Annotated in this window: 17 protein-coding genes and 1 pseudogene; 6 read left to right on the top strand and 12 right to left on the bottom strand. The window is 72.1% G+C overall.

Annotation, left to right across the window (positions count from 1 at the left end):
• Positions 1–112: 112 nt before the first annotated feature.
• Both AC5P1B_RS07040 and AC5P1B_RS07045 read left to right on the top strand, forming a co-directional pair.
• Positions 113–1408 carry a DUF6986 family protein gene (locus tag AC5P1B_RS07040; protein ID WP_493885673.1) on the top strand — a complete coding sequence of 432 codons (1296 nt, stop codon included), beginning with the start codon at positions 113–115 and terminating at the stop codon, positions 1406–1408.
• A gap of 128 nt (positions 1409–1536) precedes the next feature.
• Positions 1537–3018 carry an AAA family ATPase gene (locus tag AC5P1B_RS07045; protein WP_493885674.1) on the top strand — a complete coding sequence of 494 codons (1482 nt, stop codon included), beginning with the start codon at positions 1537–1539 and terminating at the stop codon, positions 3016–3018.
• 106 nt (positions 3019–3124) lie between these two features.
• On the opposite strand, the gene AC5P1B_RS07050 is transcribed toward AC5P1B_RS07045, so the two are convergent.
• The 8 genes from AC5P1B_RS07050 to AC5P1B_RS07085 all read right to left on the bottom strand — a co-directional run bounded on the left by AC5P1B_RS07050 (position 3125) and on the right by AC5P1B_RS07085 (position 14415).
• Complete coding sequence (locus tag AC5P1B_RS07050) at positions 3125–4327, bottom strand: acyl-CoA dehydrogenase family protein (protein ID WP_493885675.1); 1203 nt, start codon at positions 4325–4327, stop codon at positions 3125–3127.
• Positions 4328–4362: 35 nt separating this feature from the next.
• Positions 4363–5256: a thioesterase II family protein gene (locus AC5P1B_RS07055; protein ID WP_493885676.1), complete on the bottom strand. Its 894-nt coding sequence runs from the start codon at positions 5254–5256 to the stop codon at positions 4363–4365.
• The gene (locus tag AC5P1B_RS07060) at positions 5249–6688 is read right to left on the bottom strand and encodes an FkbM family methyltransferase (protein WP_493885677.1); all 1440 of its coding nucleotides are present in this window, start codon (positions 6686–6688) and stop codon (positions 5249–5251) included. The genes AC5P1B_RS07055 and AC5P1B_RS07060 overlap by 8 nt, the downstream gene beginning before the upstream one ends.
• Positions 6676–8082, bottom strand: a complete 1407-nt coding sequence (locus tag AC5P1B_RS07065; RefSeq protein WP_493885678.1) for an alpha/beta fold hydrolase — start codon at positions 8080–8082, stop codon at positions 6676–6678. Before AC5P1B_RS07065 ends, AC5P1B_RS07060 begins: the two co-directional genes overlap by 13 nt.
• A 114-nt stretch (positions 8083–8196) precedes the next feature.
• Complete coding sequence (locus AC5P1B_RS07070; protein WP_493885679.1) at positions 8197–8859, bottom strand: chlorinating enzyme; 663 nt, start codon at positions 8857–8859, stop codon at positions 8197–8199.
• A 273-nt stretch (positions 8860–9132) separates the two neighbouring features.
• Positions 9133–11154 (bottom strand): amino acid adenylation domain-containing protein, encoded by a 2022-nt coding sequence (locus AC5P1B_RS07075; RefSeq protein ID WP_493885680.1) that lies wholly within the window; start codon positions 11152–11154, stop codon positions 9133–9135.
• Between the two features lie 280 nt (positions 11155–11434).
• Positions 11435–13213, bottom strand: a complete 1779-nt coding sequence (locus AC5P1B_RS07080; RefSeq protein WP_493885681.1) for a hypothetical protein — start codon at positions 13211–13213, stop codon at positions 11435–11437.
• 209 nt (positions 13214–13422) lie between these two features.
• On the bottom strand, positions 13423–14415 hold the full coding sequence (locus AC5P1B_RS07085; RefSeq protein WP_493885812.1) for a LacI family DNA-binding transcriptional regulator: 993 nt from the start codon (positions 14413–14415) through the stop codon (positions 13423–13425).
• Between the two features lie 285 nt (positions 14416–14700).
• Between AC5P1B_RS07085 and AC5P1B_RS07090 the strand changes: the two genes are divergently transcribed.
• Positions 14701–15684 carry an ROK family protein gene (locus AC5P1B_RS07090; protein ID WP_493885682.1) on the top strand — a complete coding sequence of 328 codons (984 nt, stop codon included), beginning with the start codon at positions 14701–14703 and terminating at the stop codon, positions 15682–15684.
• A 76-nt stretch (positions 15685–15760) separates the two neighbouring features.
• A pseudogene (locus AC5P1B_RS07095) lies at positions 15761–16060 on the top strand (protein kinase domain-containing protein); the annotation flags it as partial.
• 44 nt (positions 16061–16104) lie between these two features.
• Here the strand turns inward: AC5P1B_RS07095 and AC5P1B_RS07100 are convergent.
• Together AC5P1B_RS07100 and tnpA are read right to left on the bottom strand one after the other, a co-directional pair.
• A complete protein-coding gene (locus AC5P1B_RS07100; protein WP_493885683.1) occupies positions 16105–17316 on the bottom strand; it encodes an RNA-guided endonuclease InsQ/TnpB family protein in 1212 nt (403 codons plus the stop codon).
• Positions 17300–17779, bottom strand: a complete 480-nt coding sequence (gene tnpA, locus AC5P1B_RS07105; RefSeq protein WP_493885813.1) for an IS200/IS605 family transposase — start codon at positions 17777–17779, stop codon at positions 17300–17302. The genes AC5P1B_RS07100 and tnpA overlap by 17 nt, the downstream gene beginning before the upstream one ends.
• Before the next feature lie 568 nt (positions 17780–18347).
• Between tnpA and AC5P1B_RS07110 the strand changes: the two genes are divergently transcribed.
• On the top strand, positions 18348–19400 hold the full coding sequence (locus AC5P1B_RS07110; protein WP_493885684.1) for an NUDIX domain-containing protein: 1053 nt from the start codon (positions 18348–18350) through the stop codon (positions 19398–19400).
• Positions 19401–19665: 265 nt separating this feature from the next.
• Here AC5P1B_RS07110 and AC5P1B_RS07115 read toward each other — a convergent pair whose 3' ends face one another.
• Positions 19666–21054 (bottom strand): dipeptidase, encoded by a 1389-nt coding sequence (locus tag AC5P1B_RS07115; protein ID WP_493885685.1) that lies wholly within the window; start codon positions 21052–21054, stop codon positions 19666–19668.
• A gap of 145 nt (positions 21055–21199) precedes the next feature.
• Here AC5P1B_RS07115 and AC5P1B_RS07120 point away from each other — a divergent pair, with 145 nt between their 5' ends.
• Complete coding sequence (locus AC5P1B_RS07120; RefSeq protein WP_493885686.1) at positions 21200–22459, top strand: geranylgeranyl reductase family protein; 1260 nt, start codon at positions 21200–21202, stop codon at positions 22457–22459.
• Between the two features lie 127 nt (positions 22460–22586).
• Here the strand turns inward: AC5P1B_RS07120 and AC5P1B_RS07125 are convergent, their stop codons facing one another.
• Positions 22587–23078, bottom strand: a complete 492-nt coding sequence (locus AC5P1B_RS07125) for a nitroreductase family deazaflavin-dependent oxidoreductase (RefSeq protein ID WP_493885687.1) — start codon at positions 23076–23078, stop codon at positions 22587–22589.
• Between the last annotated feature and the right edge of the window lie 21 nt (positions 23079–23099).

The raw sequence follows: 23099 nt of genomic DNA on the forward strand, positions 1-23099 counted from the left end.
GTCGGACCGTCCCCCGGACGGCTGTTGACCTGGGTGCGCGCTACAGATAAATTCGCTCTACGGATTAGTGATTCCGGTCAGCGGAAAACACAGCGAAGGGGAGGGCGCGGGAATGGGCCAGCACGAGACGGTGGCGACGAGCCTCGCGGGCGCCGTACGCGAGGACATCGGGACCGCGCTCGCCGCGGTGGACGCCGAGCTGGCCCGCCGCTACCCCGGCGACCCCGGCACCCGGCAGCCCGTCCACACCGTCTACGTTCCCGCCGACGCCTTCGCCGCTGGGACGATCCGCTCCTGGGGCGACCAGGCGCTGCGCGCACTCGACGAGCACGCGGACAGCCCCGCCGCCCTCGCCGGGATTCTCGGCATCGCCGACGAACTGGCCGAGCCCGTCCACACCCGGGTACGGGAGAAGCTGCGGCGCGAGCCGGTCGAAGACCTGCGGGTCGACTTCGAGGACGGCTACGGGCCGCGCCCCGACGCCGAGGAGGACGCGGCCGCCGCCCGCGCCGCCCGGCTGGTCGCCGAGGCGTACGAGTCGGGCACCGCCGCCCCGTACATGGGCATCCGCATGAAGTGCATGGAAGCGGCCGTACGCGACCGGGGCATCCGCACCCTCGACATCTTCCTCACCGGACTCATGGAAGCGGGCGGCCTGCCCGCCGGGCTCGTCCTCACCCTGCCCAAGGTCACCTACGCCGAGCAGGTGAGCGCCATGGTGCGGCTGTGCGAGGAGTTCGAGGAGGCGCGCGGGCTCGCGGCGGGCCGGATCGGCTTCGAGATCCAGATCGAGACCACGCAGTCCATCCTCGGCGCCGACGGGCGCGCCACCGTCGCCCGCATGATCGACGCCGCCGGGGGCCGCGCCACCTCCCTGCACTACGGGACCTTCGACTACAGCGCCTCCTGCGGTGTCAGCGCCGCCCACCAGTCCCTGGACCACCCGGTCGCCGACCACGCCAAGGCCGTCATGCAGGTCGCCGCCGCCGGCACCGGCGTACGCCTCTCCGACGGCTCCACCAACGTCCTCCCGGTCGGCCCCGCCGCCCGTGTCCACGACGCGTGGCGGCTGCACCACGGCCTCGTACGACGCTCGCTCGCGCGCGCCTACTACCAGGGCTGGGACATGCACCCCGGCCACCTGCCGACGCGCTACGCCGCCGTGTACGCCTTCTACCGCGAGGGACTCGAACAGGCCGCCGCCCGCCTGACGGCGTACGTGAACCGCGCGGGTGGCGACGTCATGGACGAGCCGGCGACCGCGAAGGCACTCAGCGGGTATCTGCTGCGCGGCCTGGACTGCGGGGCCGTGGACGCCACCGAGGTGTCCGGGCTGACCGGCCTGGACCGCGCCGCGCTCGACCAACTCGCCGGGCGTACGCCCACGGCGGCGACCGGGGCGGTGTAGGCCCCGGCGCCGCTGAGAACGCCGGAGAGGGCCGGGAGCGCCGGAAAAAGCAGAGGCCCGGTCCTGCGCCGCGCCCCTACCATGCGCGAGGAGCGGCACCCGACGGTGCCGACGCATGGGGGTGCGACATGGATGGCACAGACGGCGTGAGCGACACCGAGGTCGCGGAGTTCGGCAGGCTCTTCAGAGGCTTCCTGGACCAGATCGTGCACCGCGAGGACATCGACGAGGACCGGTCGCTGACCCTGCGGCTGCGCGACCACCTCGGGCAGCCACCGGAGCGGCTGCCCGTCATGCGGGGCAACTACGCCGGGTTCGACCACGCCAATGTGTACCTCGCCGTGGAGCGCTGGTTCGGCTCGGAGGGCCGCACCCACGAACTGATCGGCATGACCGGTGAGAACCGGCGCCTGGATTCGCTGTCCGAGATCGTGGAGGCGGCACAACGCCACGGACGCTATGCCATCGGCGCGGTCGACTACGCGTACGTGCCCATCGCCATCGACGAGGAGATGGCCTGCGTCTCCGTCGGTGTCTATCTCGGGGTGGACGGCGATGACCGCTATGTGGTGCTGCTGCGCGGGCCGAACGAGGACTACGGCAAGGAGAGCGTCGACCTGGAGGTGCTCGCTCCCACCCGGGAGGCCGCGAAGCGGCTGCTGGCCGGGATCGACCGGCTGATGACCGAGCACAACATCTTCCGGGGCAAGGTCCTGTCCTTCCAGGGCACCGACTTCGAGGACGGGATCGGACCGTTCCGCTTCCACCCCCGGCCCAGCCTGCGGCCCCGCGACATCGTGCTGCCCGACGGGCTGCTTGAGCGTGTGGAACGGCAGGTCCTCGGCGTGGCCCGGCGTCGCGAACAGCTGCGCGCCCACGGCCAGCACCTGCGCCGGGGCCTGCTGCTCTACGGGCCGCCCGGCACCGGCAAGACCCACAGCGTGCGCTACCTGCTCTCGCAGCTGCCGGAGTTCACCGTGGTGGTGCTGGCCGGTACGAGCATCCAGCACGTCGGCGCCGCCTGCTCGCTGGCCCGCAAGCTGCAGCCCGCACTGGTCGTCCTGGAGGACTGCGACCTGATCGCCGAATCCCGCGACTACGCCGAGGACGGGCAGCCGCTGCTCTTCCAGGTACTCAACGAGATGGACGGCCTCGGGGACGACACGGACGTCACGTTCCTGCTCACCACCAACCGGGCCGACCTGCTGGAACCGGCCCTCGCCCAGCGCCCTGGCCGCGTCGACATGGCCGTGGAGATCCCGCTGCCGGACGCGGCCGGGCGGCACCGGCTGTTCGAGCTCTACGGAGGCGGCCTGGGGCTCCCGGAAGACGCCGTGGCCGACGCGGTCGCCCGCAGTGAGGGCACCACCGCTTCCTTCGCGAAGGAACTGGTCCGCCGGGCCGTGCTGTTCTCGGCGGAACGCGAGGCGGCCGCGGTGGAGGCCGTCGACCTGACCGCCGCGCTCGATGAACTCCTCTCCGACCAGGACAGGCTGACGCGGCGGCTGCTCGGCGTCCGGGCCCAGGACGGCGGGCTGCTGGCCGCGGAAGCCGACGAGGACGATGACGACGACGACGGCGGCGGCGGCGAGTTCGGCGACGAGGATTGATGTCCACGAGCCCGGCGACCGTGGCCCCGACGGGGAGGGCGGCGACGGCTGGCAATCGCTCCCGAACCGCTCCTGAACCGCTCCCCAACCGCTTCCGGTGCGCGCTCTAGGAAGCGGGCGGTGGCGGCGGTGCCGGGGTGGTGGGGCCCTCGGGGCCGGTCAGGGCGTGGGAGACGATGTCGCGCATGACCTCGCTCGGGCCGGCGGCGAGCGTGGCGGCCCGGGTGTCGCGCAGGGCGCGCGAGGCGGCGCTGTCCTCCAGGTAGCCGTGCGAGCCCTGGAGGTGCAGGCTCGTGTCCGCGATCTCGCAGGCCAGTTCGGTGGCGTACAGCTTGGCCATGGAGCACTCCGTCACCGCGAGATCGCCCTGCTGCGCGCACCAGGCGGCGTGGTAGACGAGTTGGCGGGCGGCGGCCAGCCGCGTCGCCAGATCGGCGAGCCGGTGCCGCGCCGCCTGCGAGGCGGACAGCGGTGCGCCGAACAGCGTTCTTCTGCGCAGGTGCTGCTGGAGGTCGGCGAGGTCGCGGTCCATGCCGCCGATGGCCAGCACCGCGGCGACCAGCCGTTCCTGCTGCAACCCGCGCATGAGGTAGTAGAAGCCGCTGTCGAGGCGGCCGATGAGCCGGTCGGTGGGGACCCGGACCCCGTCGTAGACGACGTGAGCCGTGCCCGCTGAGCGCCAGCCGACGGTCTCCTGCGGCCGGGTCGTCACACCGGCCAGACCGGCGTCGATGACCAGCAGCGACAGGCCCGTGGTGCCGCGGCCCGCACCGCTGGTGCCGGGCGCCGTGCGGACGGCGGCGACATGGAAGTGGGCGGCGGTGCCGTTGCTGACCATGCTCTTGGTGCCGCGCACCACGAAGTGGTCACCGTCGAGAACGGCCGAGGTGGACAGGCCCGCCAGATCGGAGCCCGCACCGGGTTCGGTGATGGCCAGCGCGGCGATCCGCTCGCCGCGGATAGCGGGCGTGAGGTAGTCCCGCCGCAACTTGGGGCTGCCCGCCGCGGCCAGATAGTGGGTGGCCATGTAGGCGTGCACGGAGATCGCCGCCCGCAGGCCGCCGTAGCCCGTGCGGCCCAGCTCCTCAAGGAAGACGACGGAGGTGAACAGGTCGCATCCGGTGCCGCCGACGGAGCGCGGGTAGTGCAGGCCCAGCAGGTCGTGGGTCCCGAGCGCCTTCCACAGCGCGCGCGGCAGGCCGCGCTCACGTTCCCACACGTCGGCGTGCGGGGTCACCTCCGTCGCAAGGAACTCACGTACCTGCGAGCGGAAGTGCTCGTGACCGTCGGTGAAGTAGGCGGAGCGCATGCTGACGTCCTCTCAGCTGGCGGGGACGGGCCGGGTCAGTGCGACCGGGCGCCGTGCGGGAAGCGGCAGGTGAGCCGTGCGAGGTCGGCGCGCGGCAGCCGCAGGAACGCCTCGGGGTCCTGCCGGAGGAAGAAGTGTTCGCCGGGCAGGTGGTGCGCGCTCAGCCCGTACGGCGCGTACCGCCGCCAGGCGGCGACCGAGGCGGGCGGCGCCATGGTGTCGTCGGAGCCGTCAAACGTCGTCAGCGGCACCGGTACGCGCCGCCCGCTCGCGTCCGGCCAGGATTCCGCGAGCTTCAGGTCGGCCCGCAGCATCGGGGTGAGCATGGTGAACAGCGCGTCGTCGCGCAGCACGTCTTCCGGGGTGCCGTGCAGGCGGCGCAGGTCAGCCCGGAACTCGCGCTCGGGAAGACCGTGGATCGCCGGATACGGGCGCGGAACGCCGGGCGCCCGGCAGCCGGCGAGGAACAGGTGCTCGGGCGGCTCGGGAGCGCGGGTGTGCGCGTCGGCGCCCTCGCCTCCGGTGACCGCCGGGGTGGGCGGGGGCGCGGCTGGCCGCCGCCTGACGTCGTCGGGCAGGGGGCGGGTCGCCGCTTCGTAGGCGAGCATGCCGCCCAGGCTGTGGCCGAACAGCGCGTAGGGCGCGGGGACTTCGTACGCCAGCGCCGTACGGAACGCGGTGACCAGCGCGGGCCACGTCGTGTACGGGCGTTCCCGCAGCCGCCGTTCCCGGCCGGGCAGCCGCACGGCGACGAGTTCGACATCGGCGGGCAACCGCTCCGCCCAGTGGCTGAACGCGGCGGTCCCGCCTCCGGCGTGCGGGAGGCAGACCAGCCGCAGCCGCGCGGTGGGGCGCGGCAGCGGCCGGTGGAACCAGCGGGCCGTCGGCCGTGCGGCCGACGGCCCGCCGGTGAGCCCGTGATCAGACATGGCCGGTGGCGCGCGGCGCGGGCGCTGAGGCCTCCACAGCGGCCGCGAGCGCGGCGAAGCTCCCGGTGGCGAAGATGACGTCGGGGGCCAGCGCCTCGTCGCCGAGCCGGGCCTCCAGCTGGGTCAGCAGGCGCACAGCGGTGAGCGAGTCGCCGCCGAGGTCGAAGAAGTCGGCGTCGGGCAGGGCGGTGCCCTGGCCGAAGATCCCGGTCCAGATCTCGGCCAGTACGGCGGTGCGCGTGGTGCTGGGGAGGGCGGAGTGGGCACTCCTGTGGCGGCGCGGTGGGGCCGGGGAGACGCCGTCGAGGGTCGCGTCGGGCAGGGCGGCGGTGAGCACGAGCCGCGCGGGAACGGGAAGGTCGGGCGTGCGCCGCGTGACGTGTTCGCGCAGGTGCCGGCCGAGGAGGCTGAGGGTGGGGCCGTACGCGGCCGCTGTGGCGCGCACCCGCGCGGGGCGAGCGGCCGCCCGCTGGCTGCGGGGCCGGTGGGCGTACACGTTGTGGCAGGGGGTGAGCACGAGCCTGGGGTCCTGGTCGTGCGTCACGGCGAAGCCGCGCCGTCGCAGCAGGTCCACCACCCGCTCCAGGCGGCCGTCGATGTCGTGGACTTCCAGCACCACTTGGGCGATCCGGCGCCACAGGGCGTCGTCGATCCCGGCCAGGACCTCCGCTTCCGCCTTCTCCACGTCGATCTTCAGCAGGTCGATGGTGTCGAGCTCCGCGTCAGCGGCGACGTCGGTGAGGGTGCGCACGGCGCACCGGCGCTGCTCCGCCGTCATCCGGTCGGCGACGAGCCGGTCCAGGTGCGGCCCGTGCGAGGTGCGCTGCCCAGTGAGCAGGTAGCCGCGCAGGACGGCGAAGTCCTCCGCCTGGTCGGCGAACCCTCCGGACATCACGCTGTTGTTCGGGTAGTAGGTCAGCCCGGCCTCGCCCCTGGCGCTGCCGAGCGCGCAGGGCAGGACGGTCGCGTCGGCCCCGTACAGTTCGGCGTTGACCGCGACGGCGGTGGCGAGTTCCGCCACGGGTTCGACCGCGATGATCCGGGCGCCGGGGCTGTACCGGGCGGCGTAGAGGGTGAACATGCCGATGTTGGCCCCGACGTCCACGACCACGGCGCGCTCGGGAAGCGTGATGCCGTGGCGCAGGTACGAGTGGTGGACGAAGATCTCCCGGTAAAGGAAGTCGGTCTCGCCCCGGTTGACCCCGGCGACGCGCAGTTCCTCACCGGGTTCGTGCCAGCCCAGCCCCCTGTCGAGCCGCCCGGCGGCCTGGAGGGTCGCCGACCGGTGCAGAAGCGGGGCGTGGGCCGGGTCGGGCACCACGTACGCGGTGGGCTCCGGTGTCCCGCGCACGGCGGCGTCGGCGACGGCGGGGTGCTCACGCAGTACATGGGACATCAGCTCGGCGGCTCTGTCCTTGGTCAGTTCGGGCATGGGTCCTTCCCCGTAGGGTCGCAGGTGGCGTTGTCCGGGGTGCTGGGTCTGGGCGGAGGGGCCTCCTGGGGATACGCGGGCGGGCGCCCGGTGCCGCCTGGAGGGGCGGAAGCGGGCGCGGTGGTGTGGTGGGCGGCGCGCAGGCAGGCGAGCGGGTCGTCCAGGAACTCCGCGGCGACCTGGACCAGTTCGGGGGCGGCGGCGAACGAGGCCAGATGGTCGCCGTGCGGCAGCAGCCGCAGCGCGCCGCACGGCAGCAGCCTCGCCGCGTGCCGGGAGCCGTCGGGGTGAGCGGTGGTGTCCTCGGGGCTGGTGACCACCAGGGTCGGCTGCCGTATCGCCGCGAGGAGCGGACGGCAGTCGGTGGTCATGACCGCGCCGTTCAGCAGCCCGTACCGGTACATCAACTCCGCGCTCGCGTACGGGTGGACCAGGTGATGGGAGACCTCAGGCGGCATCGCGTCCACGGTGCCGGGTCTGCGCATCATCCGGTGCAGTCCGGCCGCGCGCTCGCGGTTGCGGCCCGCCATCGCCAGCAGGTTCTCCACGTCCCGCTGATGCTCGGTCTTCGGGGCGTCCACCCCGAGTTCGAAGTCCCCGTGCCACAGACTGAGCGAGGACACCCTGGGCGAACCCACCGCCGCCGCGGCGGCGATGGCCGCACCCCCGCACAGGCCGAGGACATCGGCCCGCGCGACACCGAAGCCGTCCAGGACGGCCAGCAGGTCATCGGCCTGCGTCGCGAGGTCGTACCCGGCCAGCATGGGCAGCCCGTAACCGGGCCGGGCGGCGAACATCGCCCGGCTCTCCCACGTCAGGACGTAGTGGGTGGCGGACAGCGCCGTCAGCCACGGCGCCACCAGGCCGACCGGCATCCCCACCGGCGGTACGGCGACCACCGCTGGGCGGCCGCGCGCTCCCGCCGCGTAGCAGCGCAGCGGTGTGCCGTCGCGCGCGGGCACCACGACGGGCGCCCCGGGCGAAGCGGCGAGCGCCGCCCGTACCGCGGCGTCCGCCTCCGCCGCCGCACGCCCCGCCGCCCCCGCCGGTTCGGCCGCGCACTCCGCCACCGGGTCGCTCCCCCGGGTGCCGCGGGAGTGCGCGGCGTCGGGGGCGTGGTCCGGGTCGGCGCCGCGGGCGGCGATGCCGGGCCAGAGCCGTCTGCTGACGGCGAGTTCGGCCGACCACAGGGCGCCGGTGTCGGCGATGACCTCAAGGCGGGGCAGCCCGAGCCGCGCGGTGAGCAGGTTGAGGGTGCGCTGGAGCGCGGGCAGTGAACCGGCGGCGGGTGCGGTGCCCGGGGGCGGGGCGACCCGCAGTCGTTCGGGCACGGTGCCGATCAGGGACGCGGTGTCCACCAGCGCGTCGGCGAGTGCGCGCGGCGAGTGCGGCATTGCTGTCTCCCCTTCTGCGCGCCGCCCCCACCGGGTGGCGGCGCTCCAGGTCGCGAGGCGGTTCCGCGGCGGGCTGTCCGGAGTGTGCGGGTGCGTGCGGGCGGGGGCGTCCCGCTATCGGCTGGGGAACGGGTGATCGCGTGTGGTGTGGGTGGCGATGCGGTTGTGCCCGAAGGTGTCCTTCCCACTGACCAGTACGGTGCCGAAGCGGTCGAGGCTCACCCGGCCGCCGTACTCCTCGATGGCGTCGGTGTCCGGGTAGACGCGTACGGACGTGGGGACGTAGCGGGCGACGAAGCCCATGCGCATGTCCTTCGTCCGGCCGCTGTGCGGATGCGAGGCGTGCATCAGCGTGGACCAGAAGACGATGAACTGGCCCGCCCGCATCTCCATGGAGACGGCCTTGGACGCGTCGGGGACCCAGTTCTCGTCGATCTGGAGTTCCCGGTAGTCGTAGCCGAAGAAGCCCCGGCGGGTGCCGCCCTTCTCCAGCGCGTTGGTCTTGTCCGGGTCGTAGTGCATGCGCTTGGTCTCGTCGTAGAACATCGTGCGGTGCGTGCCGGGGATGAACCACGGGCATCCCATGTCGATGGTCGCGTCGCTGAACGCGCACCACACGGTGATCGTGCCGCCGAAGCCCGAGCCGCCCGGCCACAGGATCTGCGGGCTCCCCGACGCGTTGGCGAACGTGTCGGCCTGGTGCCAGTCCGTGCCCTCGTCGCCCGGGTACTTGGGGAAGAACTCGGTACGCCAGCACAGCACGTCGGGCCCCAGCACTGCCGACCCGGTCGACGATCTCGGGGTGGCGGACGTGGTCCGCCAGGAACTCCTGGTCGAGGTGGCGGTCGTAGTCGGCGATGTTGGTGGCGCCGGAGACCGCGTCCTTGTCCTGGTAGACCGCGGCACCGCGATCGAGCAGCCGCAGCCGCTCGCGGGCCCAGACCTGCTTGATCTCGTCCGGGCCGTAGAGCGTGAACGGCCCCGCGTAGCCACGCGCGTGGAGGTCCCGCAGCTCGTCCTCGCTGAGAGCGAACCCCGTCGCCTCACATGTCATCCGATCTCCTTCGTCCGTGGAGCCGTGCCGCGCAGTGCGGCGTCGACGTGCGCGGCGAGCGCGCGCACCGTCGCTCCTTCGATGAGCACCGTGATGTCAAGCTCGGTATGGAAGTCCGCGTTGACCTTGTCGAACATGCGCGGCAGCGTCAGCGACGTGCCGCCCAGGTCGAAGAAGTCGGCGTCCACGGGAATGTCCGCGGCATCGAGCACCGCGGCCCACACGGCGGCCACGCGCTCCTCGGTAGCGCTGAGCACGGGTTCGCCGTCCGGCGCTCCGGCCGCCGTGGCCCCGGCGACCGGCAGCGTCCGCACGGTGGCCAGCGGACCGTCCGGCGGGTCCGGCGGCGACTCCCGCCGACCGGTCAGCGCCGCCTTGTCGATCTTGCCGTTCGAGGTGAGCGGCAGCGCGGGCAGCGGCACGTACGCCGATGGCCGCATGTGCGCGGGCAGCACGGACGCCGCCAGTTTGCCGAGTTCGGCGGGAAGCCGGTCCGCCACCTCCGCGTCGTGCGGCGCGGCGGTCGCCACGTAGGCGATGAGCCGCACATCGTCCTCGCCGTAGTCGCGCGGCAGCACGACGGCGTTCTCCACCTGGGGATGCCGGAGCAGCAGCGACTCGACCTCGCCGGGCTCCACGCGGTAGCCGCGGATCTTGAGCTGGTCGTCGGTGCGCCCCAGGAAGGCGTACTGGCCGTCGCCGAGCCTGACCACCCGGTCCCCGGTGCGGTACACCCGCCGCATGCCGCGGCGGCCCGGCTCTTCGACGAACCGCGCGTGGGTGAGATCGGGACGGCCCAAATAGCCGCGGGCCAGCGCGGAACCCTCGATGTACAGCTCGCCTGGCGTCCCGTCGGGCACCGGGTCGCCGTCGGTGTCGCGTACGTGGAACGTCAGCCCCGGCAGCGGGAGCCCGATGGGGCTCGGTCCTGACGTGGCCAGGTCGGCACGCAGGACCGGGCGGTAGGAGGCGTGCACGGTGGCCTCGGTGATGCCGTACATGTTGACCAGTCGCGGCGACTCGTCGCCATGCCGCTCGATCCACGGGCGCAGTGCGTCCGGCTGGAGGGCCTCGCCGCCCAGGACGACCAGGCGCAGCGCGGTGAGCGGGTCGGCGGCCTCGGCGTCGGCCGCCGCGAGCCTGCGGAAGGCGCCAGGTGTCTGGTTGAGGACGGTGACCTCACGCTCACGCAGCAGAGCGTGCAGGGCACGCGGGGAACGCGCCGTGTCGTACGGCACCACGACCAGTCGCCCGCCGTGCAGCAGCGCTCCCCAGATCTCCCATACGGAGAAGTCGAAGGCGGCCGAGTGAAACCACGCCCACACATCATCCGGGCCGAAGCCGAACCACTGCTGGGTGCGCCGGAAAAGGCGGACCACCGTCTGGTGTTCGACGGCCACGCCCTTTGGCTGACCGGTCGATCCTGAGGTGTATATGACGTAGGCCAAGTCGGAATCCCGGCTGGCCGCCACCGGCTGCCGAACGGGTTCGGCAGGTGGCGTCCAAGCGTCGCCACTGTTTTCCGGGCAGCTGACCAACGGGCTTCGCAGCAGGCTTCCCGGAGGGTATTCCAGCTGGTTTTCCGGTCGGTTTTCCAGCGGCGCGGTGAAGCTGTCAAGAAGCGGGTCGAGGTCTATCACGGCTATCCCCAGCCGGGATACCGGGTCGCGCAGATCCGTGACGGTCACCACCACCGGGCAGGCGCAGTCCCTGATCGTCCACCGCACCCGCTCGGGCGGATAGCCGGGGTCGACGGGCACATACGCCCCGCCTGCCTTGAGAATGCCCAGCATCCCGACGATGGCCCCGGCGCCGCGTGGCGTATAGAGCGCGACCCGGGTGTCCGGGCGTACGCCGCGTTCGCGGAGCGCGGCGGCGAGCAGACCGGCCCGCTCATCGAGTTCCCGGTACGTCATGTGCTGGTGCTCCGAGGTGACAGCGACGCGCTCCGGATGGCGGGCGGCGACGTCCTCGAATAGCTCATGCAGACATGGGTTGAGAAGCTGGAGCGAAGTCACGCGCCCCCCTATCGGCAATTACTGCCTGGAGATGGATTTTCGCGCAGGACATTCTGTAAACCGGCGAGTTGCCAGGGAGCACGGTGCCACCCGCGCAGTTGCGCAGTCAACCCCGTTCGTCACCGTCCGTGTTGGTTCCGTGAGAGTGGCCGAAAGCGAATTCATGGCGCCTCAAAGATCCCACGCGTGTCAGCGGAATCCATTCGTCCGTGCGGCAGTCGCTGAATCAGGAATATGCCATGACCGCCAGCGGCACGTGCCAATGACATTTGGGGGCTGTTCAGGGCGCTATGAGCAGGCTCGACCGGGTAAGTCCCGCGGCGTGAAGGTCCTGTTCCAGCGCGAGCACCCGCCGCGCCGCGAGCCGTGGGTCAGGACCGGCCACGCCGATCAGCCCCCAGCGGCCCGGTACCGATGTGATGGCTTGGGCGTACTCCCGGGGCCGGCGATGGTCTACGGCTGCTTTGAGTCGGCGCAGGTCCGTACCGGCCGTCGGGCGGACCACTTTGGTCGCCGCGTAGACACCCGCGTGTCCGGGGCCCTCGCGGCTCCGTCCGAACTCCTGGCGCGCCACGGCGAGGAAGGCCCGGACGTACTCGGCGCCGTTGGAGGACAGATTCAGGTCCTGCGTCCCGACCACGGGGGCGGCACCGAACCGCCCGCCGAGCCGCGCGATGGCGAAGTCGACCCCGCCCTTGACGAACCCGAGGGCCCGGCCGCCCCCTTCGAAGGCCTCCAGCAGTTGGTTCATTCCCGATCGCACCAGGCGGTAGAGCTCGGCGGCGATGCCGAAGCGCCCGGATGTCTCCTCATCGACAAAGACACTTCCCTCCCAGACGCTGCCCCGTGTGATCTGCACGGTCGCCCCCTCGGCGAGACGGCCCGCGACGACGAGGGCGGAGGGGGCGAGGATGAACTCATAGCCCGGGACCGTGTGCCGCAGGCAGTCGGTGTGCACCTCGAAGACGTAGTCCTCGCCCGTCTCCATCGCCTGCCGCGCCAGCGGCCCGGCAGCGTCGGCGTCGTCGAGGGGCACCGCTGTCCTGATCCGGCTGCCCGTCAGCGCCTCGGCTGGCTTGAAGCAGCCGTGCGTCAGCCCGTAGCGGTCACGCAGCAGCCGGGCCGCCGCCGCCAACCGGGCGGTCATCTCCGCCTCACTCGCCCAGGCTCGGGTGAGGGAATAGCCGGGCAGTTGGGGGAGTTCCAGGCCGAACGTCTCGTGGAACGGGGTGAGCCGCCACTCGGCCGCCAGCGTGTCGTACGGGTCGGCGTGCCCGGGCACCGGCAGCGACTCGGCGGCCTCCACCGTCGGGTACAGCGTCGTCTTGCGGTTCCACCGCTCGGCGACCTCGGGGCCGTTGGCGTCCACCCGTAGCCGGTCAAGACCCGCCGTACGCTTCAGCCACAGCAGCAGGATCTGCGTCTCCGTGTCGAGGGCGAAGAGCCGGATCACCGACTGCGGCGCCGCACGCAGCCGGTCGAGCAGCCGCTTCAGGGGCGGCGCCGGGGCGTCCGCCGGGTGCGCCACGGCCAGGGCGAGCAGTTCCTGGGACAGGTAGGAGAAGCCCATGCCCCGGACTTCCACCACCTCGGCGCCAGCCACCTCCACCGCCTGCCGCCAGGGCTCGGTGCGCCCGACGACGAGATCACCGGGAGCGGCGAGATACACCGACCTCGCCTCGGTGTAGGTGGCGAAGTCATCGGGGGACGTGCCCCGCACCAGATGGGACAGATCCGCCTCGTAGCACTGCTTGAGCGTGGTGGCGCCGCCGAGCACGATCGCCGGCAGCTCTCCGCGCGCGGCGCCGAACGGCAGCAACTCGACGCGCGCCGCGTCCGCGACGTCGGGGAGGTCCAGACCGGTCAGCCGCCTTGCGATGTCCGCCAGTTCACCGGGGGAGAGCACGTCGGGACCGGTGCAGAAACCCTCCCAGCGCAGTGCGTGGCCGTTGTGGTGGACGGTCACCGGATCGGTGACCGCCGGAGTCGTGGCCCCGGCCGGCGACGCCGCCGCCGGGTGCGGTCCTGCGGGCGTGGTCTTGCGAGGAGGGGTCTGCAACGCGGGCTCCTGATGGCTCAGGAGAAGCGTTTCGAATGCGCGACATGCTAGGCACCCGGAGAGGAGAACGGCAGGACATGAGCCGCCATGAGTGACATGACCGCCTTGGTGCCGAAAGCCCCGCCCCCGCCTCCCGCCGCTCAGCACGCCCTCAGCACGCCCTCACCACGCGCCCCGCGGCGCGGCGGGCGCGTCGCGGACCCCGGGCGCTACGGCACGCGCGTCGGCGGCAGTTCGCCGGAGCCGCGTGCGATCAGGCGGGTGGGCAGCACCACGCGCTGAGGCGCTCCGGCGGCGCCTTCGAGACGGCGGAAGAGCATGGTCGCCGCGGTCCGGCCGAGTTGGGCGGCGTCCTGCGCCACCACGGTGACGGCGGGGGAGAGCAGGTCGGCCAGCTCGAAGTCGTCGAAGCCCACGAGGGCGGCCCGGCCCGGCTGACCGGCGAGGACCCGCACGACCGTGACCGTCACCCGGTTGTTGCCCGCGAAGAGCGCGGTCACCGGCTCGGGCCCGGCCAGCATCGCCTCGGTCGCCGACCGCACCCGGCTGGGATCGGTCGGGCCGAGGGAGATCCACGCCTCGTCCACGGCCAGTCCGGCCTGCGCCATCGCGGCGCGGTAGCCGCGCAGCCGCTCGACGGCGGTGTGGATGCGGGGCTGGTCGCCGATGAAACCGATCCGCCGGTGTCCGTGCGCGATGAGATGGGCGACCGCGTCGCGGGCACCGCCGTAGCTGTCGGACAGCACGGCGTCGGAGTCGATGCGCCCGGCGGGCCGGTCCACGAAGACGGTGGCGACTCCGGCGATGATCTCCGGGTCCAGATAGCGGTGGTCGTCACCGGCTGGGATGACCACGAGGCCGTCGACGCGGCGTGCGCACAGCGCGAGGACGAGTTCCTGTTCGCGGGCCGGGTCCTCGGCGCTGGAACCGTTGATGAGCAGGGCGCCGTGGGCGCGGGCGACCTCTTCGACGGCGCGGCTCAGCGGCCCGTAGAAGGGGTCGGCCAGGTCTTCGAGGACGAGGCCGATGCTCGCCGTGCGGCCCTTGCGCAGGATGCGGGCGCTGTCGTTGCGCCGGAAGCCGAGCGCGGTGATGGCCTCCTGCACGCGTCGCTCGGTGTCGGGTGTGACGCCTGGTTCGCCGTTGACCACCCGCGAGACGGTCTTCAGGCCGACTCCGGCTCGCGCCGCGACGTCCTTCATGGTGGGCCGGTTGCCATAGCGGGGCGAGGTGGTGCCGTTGCGTGGTGTGGTGCCCCAGGCCGGGTCAGTCACGGTGCGCTCGTCCTGTCGCTGGGTTGTCGGGTGGCGGCGTGGTGTCGAGCATAGCCTTTGGATAACGTTGTCATAGGTCGAGTGAGGTCGGTACCGGGACCGGAACGGCAGCCGTCCTCACCCGCCCCCCGAAGCCGTGGGCAAGCCGCGTACATTCGGCTTCCGCTCCGCCCCGAACAGCCAGTTCCCATCCGCCTGTCAGGAGACCGTCGTATGCCAGAGGAACTCGTCGCCGCGCTGGACATCGGTGGCACCAAGATCGCGGGTGCTCTGGTGGACGGAGCCGGGGCACTGACCGTACGGGCGCGGCGCCCCACCCCCGCCCAGACGGACGGCGCGACCGTGATGCGGGCGGTGTCCGCCGTCATCGGGGAACTGGCGGCCGCGCCGCAGTGGTCGCGCGTCACCGCCCTCGGTATCGGCAGCGCGGGCCCCGTAGACGCCTCGGTCGGCACCGTCAGCCCGGTCAACATTCCCGGCTGGCGTGACTTCCCGCTGGTCAGCGAGGTGCGCGCGGCGGTCGGCGACCTGCCGGTGACCCTGGTCGGCGACGGCGTCGCGATGGCGGCGGCCGAACACTGGCAAGGCGCCGCCCGCGGGCGCACCGACGCGCTCTGCATGGTCGTCTCCACCGGTGTGGGCGGCGGCCTGATCCTGGGCGGCCAGCCACTCCTTGGTCCCACCGGCAACGCGGGACACATCGGCCACATCAGCGTCGATCTCGACGGCGACGCCTGCCCCTGTGGCAGCCGTGGCTGCGTCGAGCGCATCGCCAGCGGCCCCAATATCGCGCTGCGGGCCGTCGCCAACGGCTGGAGGCCCGGCCCCGACGGGGTGAACGCCGCCGCGGTCGCCGCGGCGGCGCGCGCCGGGGACCCGGTCGCCCGCGCCTCCTACGAGCGCGCCGCGCAGGCTCTGGCCGCCGGGATCGCGGCGACGGCCACGCTCGTCGAGGTCGAGTTGGCGGTGATCGGCGGTGGCGTGGCGGGCGCCGGTGATGTCCTTTTCGTGCCACTGCGGCGCGCCCTGCGGAGCTACGCGACCCTCTCCTTCGTCAGCGAACTGGACGTCGTCCCAGCTCAGATGGGTAACGACGCCGGACTGGTCGGCGCCGCCGCGGCGGCGGCCCGCGCTGGTGGGCTCCCCGGGTTCCGGCCGACGGCGGATCGCCGCTCCGCGGAGCGCGTCGGTCCGTGACCGGCGAGCCCTAAGCTGAGGTCGGCTAGGCGCGCGAGCTCAAGCGCGGTGAAGAGGGCACGAGGGGACACCGGCAGTGACAACGGGGGACAGCAGCACGGACCTGACCGGCAGGGTGCTGGGCGGGCGGTATCGCGTGACGCACCAGCTCGGCCGTGGTGGCATGGGCGTGGTCTGCGCGGCAGTCGATGAAGTGCTCGGCCGGGAGGTCGCGGTCAAGGTGCTCCGCGCCTTCACCGACGCCTCCCCGGAGGAACTGGCCGATCTCCGGACGCGCATGCGGCGGGAGGCCCGGGCCGCCGCCCGCATCCGGCACTCCGGCGTGATCACGGTGCACGACGTGATAGACGAGGCAGGGCTGCCCGTCATCGTCGTGACTCCTCCTCCCGGATGAATCCGGGTGGCTTCTCCCGTCGGTGGCTAGGCCACGTCGGGAAGGGCCAGCCCGGCCCTGATGGCGACGTTGAGTGCGCCGACCTGATCGGCGTTGGCGGTGTGGCCGCACTGGGTGCACTCGAACTTCTCTTGTGTGGTGCGGTTCTCGCCGGACACGTGCCCGCAGGCGGGGCAGGTGCGGGAGGTGTTGCGGGGGTCCACTGGGATCAGTACACGACCGGCGCTTTCAGCCTTGTGCGCGAGGATGCCCAGGAACACCCCCCAACCCGCGTCGTAGATGCTTCTGTTCAGCCCGGCCTTCGCGGCGGCACCGTTCGCAAGGAACGTGCCGGGGCTCTGGGGGTCAGGCTTGGGCTTAGGGGCGCGGATCATGTTCGCGATACTCAGGCGCTCGTGCGCGATGACGTCGTAGGCGCGGACCATCGCCAGCGCGGTCTTGTGCGCGTGGTCGGTGCGCTGACGCCGCACTTTGCGGTGCAGCGTGGCGACCTTCTCAACCGCCCGACGGTGCTTTGCTGTGCGGTTCTCCCGCTTACAACGCGGGAACCTCTTAAGCGCTCGCTGAGCATCGGCGAGGGCCCCTGCGTCGCGTCGTGCGTGCCTCGGGTTGGGCTGGTGCTCACCCTGGGACGTGGTGAGGAAGTGGGCGATGCCCATGTCGATGCCGGTCACGGCACCGGTCGCGGGGAGCGATTGGGCGAGTACGTCGTCGCAGGCGAGGATGACATACCACTGTCGTCCCTCGCGCTTGACGGACACGGTCTTGACCCGCCCCGCAACCGGGCGGTGCTGATGCACGCGGACGTGCCCGACGCCTTGCAGCCGCACGCGGGTGACGCGGTCGTGCGGCGTGGAATCCCATCGGCAGCCGTCGCCGTCCTTGGGGAAGTCCACCGTGTCGAACCAGTTCACGCCACGAAAGCGCGGGTAGCCAGGCTTCTCGCCGACCTTGATGCGGCGGAAGAACGCCTGCATCGCCTTGTCGAGACGGCGTAAGGTGGCTTGCTGGCTGGAGAAGGACCAGCGGCCCTGCCGCTCGGGGTCGAACGCCCGGATGTCCCTCAGCTGCGCGGACTGCTGCCCGTACTTCACGCTCGTCTTCGAGGCGTGCCGGTAGGCGTCGCGGCGTTCTTGCAACGCGCCGTTGTAGAGAGAGCAGTGATCCCGCAGCATCTCGGACAAGGCCACGCTCTGGCGGACGGTGGGGCGCAGGAGGAACTTATACGCGCGGTGCACGCCCGGCTTCCCCCTTTCCCCTCTTCTGCTTCTTCGTCCCGGGGCGTTCCCACTGGGTGTTGATGTACTTGTCCACCGTGTCCGTGCCGGCCGCGCCGACTGAGGTGGCGAAGAACGATGACGACCACAGGGTGGGCATCTGAGGCTTCAGGTATGGGTACTCCTGGCGGAGCACGCGCGAGGGAAAGCCCTTGAACTGGTGCGCGACGTAGGACGCGGATGCCTTCGGCTCGTGCTTGACGGACAGGTGCATGTGGTCGGGCATCACCTCAAGGGCGGTGATCTCCCAGCCCTGCTCGGCGGGCTTGGCCTCGATCAGCTCGCGCAGCCGGACCGCGACCCGGCCGCCCAGGACCCGGCGGCGGTACTTCGGGCACCACACCACGTGCAGCCCCAAGTCATACACGCCGCCGGAGTACCGGCGAACCGTCCGCACCACAATCACGACGATCACCATACACATCACGGGCATCTAGTCGGCGAAAGTCAACAATGCGGTCCCATATGCACAGTTGAGGTCAGAACAGCCCAGAGAAGCGATTTCCCCACACCTCAAGGCGCGGCTCCCCTCGCTGGATGGCGGATGGGTCCGCCGGGTGACATGTTCGCTGACGCCAGGTCACGGTCACGGTGGCGGACGAGGGCAGCCGTCGATCCGTCAGGCCCAAGGCGCGACGGCCAGCAGCTGGCAGTCACCAGGCGGCGGCCTGGGAACAACAGCCGCGCGCCCCGGCCGCCGACGTGACGGGCGACGGACAGCAGGCGACGGGTTACCGGTGGCTGGTTACCGGCGAGAGGTGACCGGTGACCGGCGGCCGGCGAGAGGTGTCCACCGGACCGTTGCCGTAGTTGCCGTAGTTGCCGTACAGGACGTGGTCCACGTCCCCGCCGGCGTGCTGGTGTCATCCCGCCCGGCCCGGTCCCGGCGCGGCTGCCTGACGGCAGCTGGCCATTCCCCTACGGTGCCAGGCCGCGTTTTCGTGGCAGGGTGATGCGGGCAACTCACAGAGGGCGACCGAGGAGGGGGAACCGTGATCGTCTGGCTGAACGGCACGTTCGGCGTGGGTAAGACCAGTGCGGCTCGCGAGCTGCTGGATCTACTGCCCGGCAGCACGCTCTTCGACCCGGAGCTGGTCGGGGGCGGCTTACGGCAGATGCTGCCGGGCAAGCGCTGGGAAGAGGTGACGGACTACCAGGACCTGTCCGCCTGGCGCCGCCTCGTCGTGGACACCGGGGCGGCCCTTCTCACCGAACTTGAGGGGGTGCTGGTAGTGCCCATGACGCTGCTGCGGCAGGACTATCGAGACGAGATATTCGGTGGCTACGCTTCGCGCCGTATACCGGTGCGGCATGTACTGCTGCACGCGGAGGAAACGATCCTTCGCGAGCGCATCGCCAGCCGTGAGGAACCCGCAGGTCAGCCCGGAGCGAACGAGTCCGCGCGCCAGTGGAGCGCGGATCATCTCGCCCAGTACCGGGCCGCGCTGCCCTGGCTCAAAGCCGACGCGTATCTGGTGCGCACCGACGGGCTCACCCCACGGCAGACCGCCGAGTGCGTCATGGAGGCGGTCCAGGGCGGCGCCGGAGCGTGCGACATCGTGCAGACTCCGGAACCTACGGCCGAGACCCTGGCCGCCGGGGTGCTGCTCTTCGACGAGAGCGACCGGGTGCTGCTGGTCGATCCGACGTACAAGCCCGGCTGGGAATTCCCCGGTGGCGTCGTCGAACCCGGCGAGCCCCCCGCTGAGGCCGGAATCCGCGAGGTCGGCGAGGAGCTGGGCGTACGCCTCCGCAGCCCGCTCCGGCTGCTGGTCGTGGACTGGGAACCGCCCAGACCTCCCGCTTATGGCGGCCTCCGACTGCTCTTCGACGGCGGCAGGCTCAGCAGCGGGGAGGCGGGCGAACTGCTGTTGCCGGGTGCCGAACTGCGCGGCTGGCGCTTCGTCACCGAGTCAGAGGCCGCCGGACTGCTGCCGCCCGTGCGGCTGACCAGGCTGCGCTGGGCGCTGCGGGCGCGCGAACGCGGCTGCCCGCTCAATCTGGAGGCCGGTGTCCCCGTCGGCGGTGACCCCTACCCCGCGTGAACCGTCCGGCCACGTCGGCCGCCCGGCCCCACCCCGTGCCCGGGCCTCGCACCGGCCCTTGGCCGCGCCCGTGGGGCAACCACTGTGAGCAGCGCGTACGGCACCGGGGGGCCGGATCTCCGCGACGAGTCCCCGACGCGTTGCCACGGTGAGCGACACACCCACCCCCCTCGCTGGCCGCGACAGTCGGGGCCGGAGGGCGGCGGCCGCGCGGCCGGGTCGCGGGTGGCGGGCTCGGCCGACCCGCCACCGGTGACCTGTGCGGCTAGGCCGCGACGCTCGCCGCGAACTTGGTGAGGAACAGCGCCTCCGCCAGCGAGAGCCGCTCCAGCTCCTGCGGCGACACGCTCTCGTTGACCGCGTGGATCTGCGCCTCCGGCTCGCTCAGCCCGATGAGCAGGATCTCGGCTGCCGGGTAGAGCGAGGCCAGGGTGTTGCACAGCGGGATGGAGCCGCCCATGCCGGAGGTCTGCATCTCCTGGCCGTCGTAGGCGATCCGCAGGGCCTCCGCCATCGACGCGTACGCCGGGCTGCCGGTGTCGGCGCGGAACGGCTGGCCCTGGCCGACCTGCTCCACCGAGATGCGCGCGCCCCACGGAACCGCCGCTTCCAGGTGTGCGCTGAGCAGTTCGGTGGCCTTGGCGGCGTCCGTGCCCGGGGGCACCCGCAGGCTCACCAGGGCCCGGGCGCTCGCCTGCACCGAGGGCGTGGCGCCGATCACCGGCGGGCAGTCGATCCCCAGGACAGTGACCGCCGGACGTGCCCAGACCCGGTCGGCGACCGTGCCCGTGCCGATCAGGCTCACCCCGTCGAGCACCTTCGCGTCCTTGCGGAAGTCGGCCTCCGGGTACTCCAGGCCCTCCCAGCTCGCATCGGACTCCAGACCCTGGACGGTGGTCGAACCGTCCTTGTCGCGCAGCGAGTCAAGCGCCCGGATAAGGGCGGCGAGCGCGTCCGGGGCGGCGCCGCCGAACTGACCGGAGTGCAGGTTGCCCTCAAGGGTGTCCACCTGGACCCGGACCAGCGTCATGCCACGGAGGGTCGCCGTCACGGTCGGCAGCCCCACCCGGAAGTTGCCGGTGTCGCCGATGACGATCGTGTCCGCCGCCAGCAGCTCCGGATGGGCCTCGGCGTACCGCTCAAGACCACCGGTGCCCTGCTCCTCCGAGCCCTCGCAGATGACCTTGACGTTGACGGGGACGCCGCCGTGGGCTTTCAGCGCCCGCAGCGCCGTCAGGTGCATGATCAAGCCGCCCTTGCAGTCGGCGGCGCCCCGCCCGTACCAGCGTCCGTCGCGCTCGGTGAGCTCGAAGGGCGGCGATATCCAGGCGCTCTCGTCCAGCGGCGGCTGCACGTCGTAGTGCGCGTAGAGCAGGACGGTCGGCGCGCCCGCCGGTCCCGGCAGGAACCCGTACACGGACTGCGTGCCGTCCGGGGTGTCCAGCAGCGCCACGTCCTCGAAGCCCTCTGCGTGCAGCGCGTCGGCCACCCACTTGGCCGCAGCCTCACACTCGCTCTTGGGGAACTGGGCCGGGTCGGCGACCGACTGGAAAGCCACCAGCTCGGCCAGCTCCGACAGGGCCCGGGGCTGGAGCGAGGCGACGGTCTGAGCGAGCGCGGCGTTGTCGGGCTGGCGAAGTGGTCCCTGCTCCATGGAACGCTCCTTGTAGGCGCGGCGTTATGTCCGTACGTACGGGCGAATGGTCGATCGATCTTCCCACAGTGGGGCCGCTGAGCGGCGCGCCGTAGGATGCGAGCGGTAGCCGGAGCGAGTGGTCGAGCGGGAGTAGAAGCGCATCGTGAGCAGCGACAACAGCGGCGAGAACAGTGTCAACGGCGGCAGCGCGGCCGAGGACAGTGAGTCGGCGTGGGACGTCGTCGTGGTGGGCGCGGGCCCTGCGGGAGCGTCCGCCGCGTACGCCGCCGCCTGCGCGGGCCGACGGGTGCTGCTGCTGGAGAAGGCCGAGCTGCCCCGCTACAAGACCTGCGGTGGCGGCATCATCGGGCCCTCGCGGGAGTCGCTGCCGCCGGGCTTCGAGCTTCCGCTGCGGGACCGTGTGCACGCGGTGACCTTCTCGCTGAACGGCAAGCTGTCCCGCACGCGCCGTTCCAAGCAGATGCTGTTCGGTCTGATCAACCGGCCCGAGTTCGACGCGGGTCTGGTCGAGTCGGCCAAGGCGGCCGGGGCGGCGCTGCGCACGGGCGTCACCGTCCTGCGGGTGGAGCAGCACGGCCCGTCGGTCCCCGACCGGCGCACCGTCGCCGTCGTGGTCTCCCAGGTGGCCGCTTCGGGGGAGCGCGAGGAGGAGACGATCCTGGCGCGCTCCGTTGTGGGCGCGGACGGCAGCGCCAGCCGGATAGGGGCGCATGTGGGCGTCAAGGTCGACCAGGTCGACCTCGGTCTTGAGGCGGAGATCCCCGTGCCGCCGACCGTCGCCGAGGACTGGGCGGGGCGCGTCCAGATCGACTGGGGGCCCATACCCGGCAGTTACGGCTGGGTCTTCCCCAAGGGTGACACCCTCACCGTCGGCGTCATCTCGGCGCGTGGCGAGGGAGCGGACACCAAGCGCTACCTGGAGGACTTCATCGCCCGGCTCGGGCTCGCCGGATTCGAGCCGAGCGTCTCCTCGGGACATCTGACGCGCTGCCGGGCCGATGACTCGCCGCTCTCCCGTGGGCGGGTGCTTGTCTGTGGTGACGCGGCGGGTCTGCTGGAGCCGTGGACCCGGGAGGGCATCTCCTTCGCGCTGCGCTCGGGACGGCTGGCGGGCGAGTGGGCGGTGCGAATAGCCGAGGCACACGACGCGGTCGACGCGCGTCGGCAGGCCCTGAACTACGCCTTCGCCATCAAGTCGGGCCTGGGGGTGGAGATGGGGGTCGGCCGTCGGCTGCTGTCGGCTTTCGAGCGGCGGCCGGGCGTGGTGCACGCGGCGATCACCGGCTTCCGCCCCGCCTGGCGGACCTTCGCGAAGATCACTCGCGGAACGACGACCCTGGCCGAGATCGTCCGGACGCACCCCTCGGTCCGTCGCGTGCTGACCGCCGTCGACCGCGGCTAGCCCCGCAGCCCGCAGAGGCTTCTCATGGCGCGGGTGCCGACCACGACTGCCGGGGGCCGGGTGCAGCGCCGGGTGGGCGGACGCGGGCGGGTGGCGGCGCCTCACGCCGATCCGGGCCCGTGCGCCGTCAGGCGGCCGCTCGGCGGGCGGCGCGAGCGGAGCGTATGACGTGGCCGTTTTCCGTGATCTTGAAGATCGGATGGCGGGGACCGACGGCGGCCAGTTCCTCGTCGGTCGACTTCCCGGTCACGCCGTCGAAGAAGGTGCCCACCTCAAAGCCCCACCGGGTCAGATACGCCCGTAGCGCCTTGGTCTTCTCCTCGCCTTCAGGCAGCTCCTGTGCGTCGAACGGCTGGACATGGCGCCCCTTTCTGAGCTGGCCGCCGCCCGCCGCCCGCATGTTGCGCACCCACTGGGTGTGGCCGCGCGCGGCCACCAGATAGCGCTGGCCGTCGAGCGTCAGGGGATTGACGGGGACGCTGCGCCACTCTCCCGATGTGCGGCCCCGCACGGACAACTCGGCGCTGCCGAACAGGGAGATGCCCCGCCGGGCCAGCCAGGCCACGCCGCCGCCGACCACGCGGCTCTCGAACCGGCCCGGCTTCATGTAATGCGCCATGACATGCCACCTTCCTTGAGA

It is taken from the genome of Streptomyces sp. A01, assembly GCF_059026195.1.

What these genes read in the sequence shown, in the direction of transcription:
- AC5P1B_RS07090 (WP_493885682.1), top strand. Translation starts at nt 14,701, where the DNA reads ATGCCAGAGGAACTCGTCGCCGCGCTGGACATCGGTGGCACCAAGATC.
- AC5P1B_RS07040 (WP_493885673.1), top strand. Translation starts at nt 113, where the DNA reads ATGGGCCAGCACGAGACGGTGGCGACGAGCCTCGCGGGCGCCGTACGC.
- AC5P1B_RS07065 (WP_493885678.1), bottom strand. Translation starts at nt 8,082, where the DNA reads ATGCCGCACTCGCCGCGCGCACTCGCCGACGCGCTGGTGGACACCGCG.
- AC5P1B_RS07125 (WP_493885687.1), bottom strand. Translation starts at nt 23,078, where the DNA reads ATGGCGCATTACATGAAGCCGGGCCGGTTCGAGAGCCGCGTGGTCGGC.
- AC5P1B_RS07055 (WP_493885676.1), bottom strand. Translation starts at nt 5,256, where the DNA reads ATGTCTGATCACGGGCTCACCGGCGGGCCGTCGGCCGCACGGCCGACG.
- AC5P1B_RS07060 (WP_493885677.1), bottom strand. Translation starts at nt 6,688, where the DNA reads ATGCCCGAACTGACCAAGGACAGAGCCGCCGAGCTGATGTCCCATGTA.
- AC5P1B_RS07045 (WP_493885674.1), top strand. Translation starts at nt 1,537, where the DNA reads ATGGATGGCACAGACGGCGTGAGCGACACCGAGGTCGCGGAGTTCGGC.
- AC5P1B_RS07050 (WP_493885675.1), bottom strand. Translation starts at nt 4,327, where the DNA reads ATGCGCTCCGCCTACTTCACCGACGGTCACGAGCACTTCCGCTCGCAG.
- AC5P1B_RS07115 (WP_493885685.1), bottom strand. Translation starts at nt 21,054, where the DNA reads ATGGAGCAGGGACCACTTCGCCAGCCCGACAACGCCGCGCTCGCTCAG.
- AC5P1B_RS07085 (WP_493885812.1), bottom strand. Translation starts at nt 14,415, where the DNA reads ATGAAGGACGTCGCGGCGCGAGCCGGAGTCGGCCTGAAGACCGTCTCG.
- tnpA (WP_493885813.1), bottom strand. Translation starts at nt 17,779, where the DNA reads ATGTGTATGGTGATCGTCGTGATTGTGGTGCGGACGGTTCGCCGGTAC.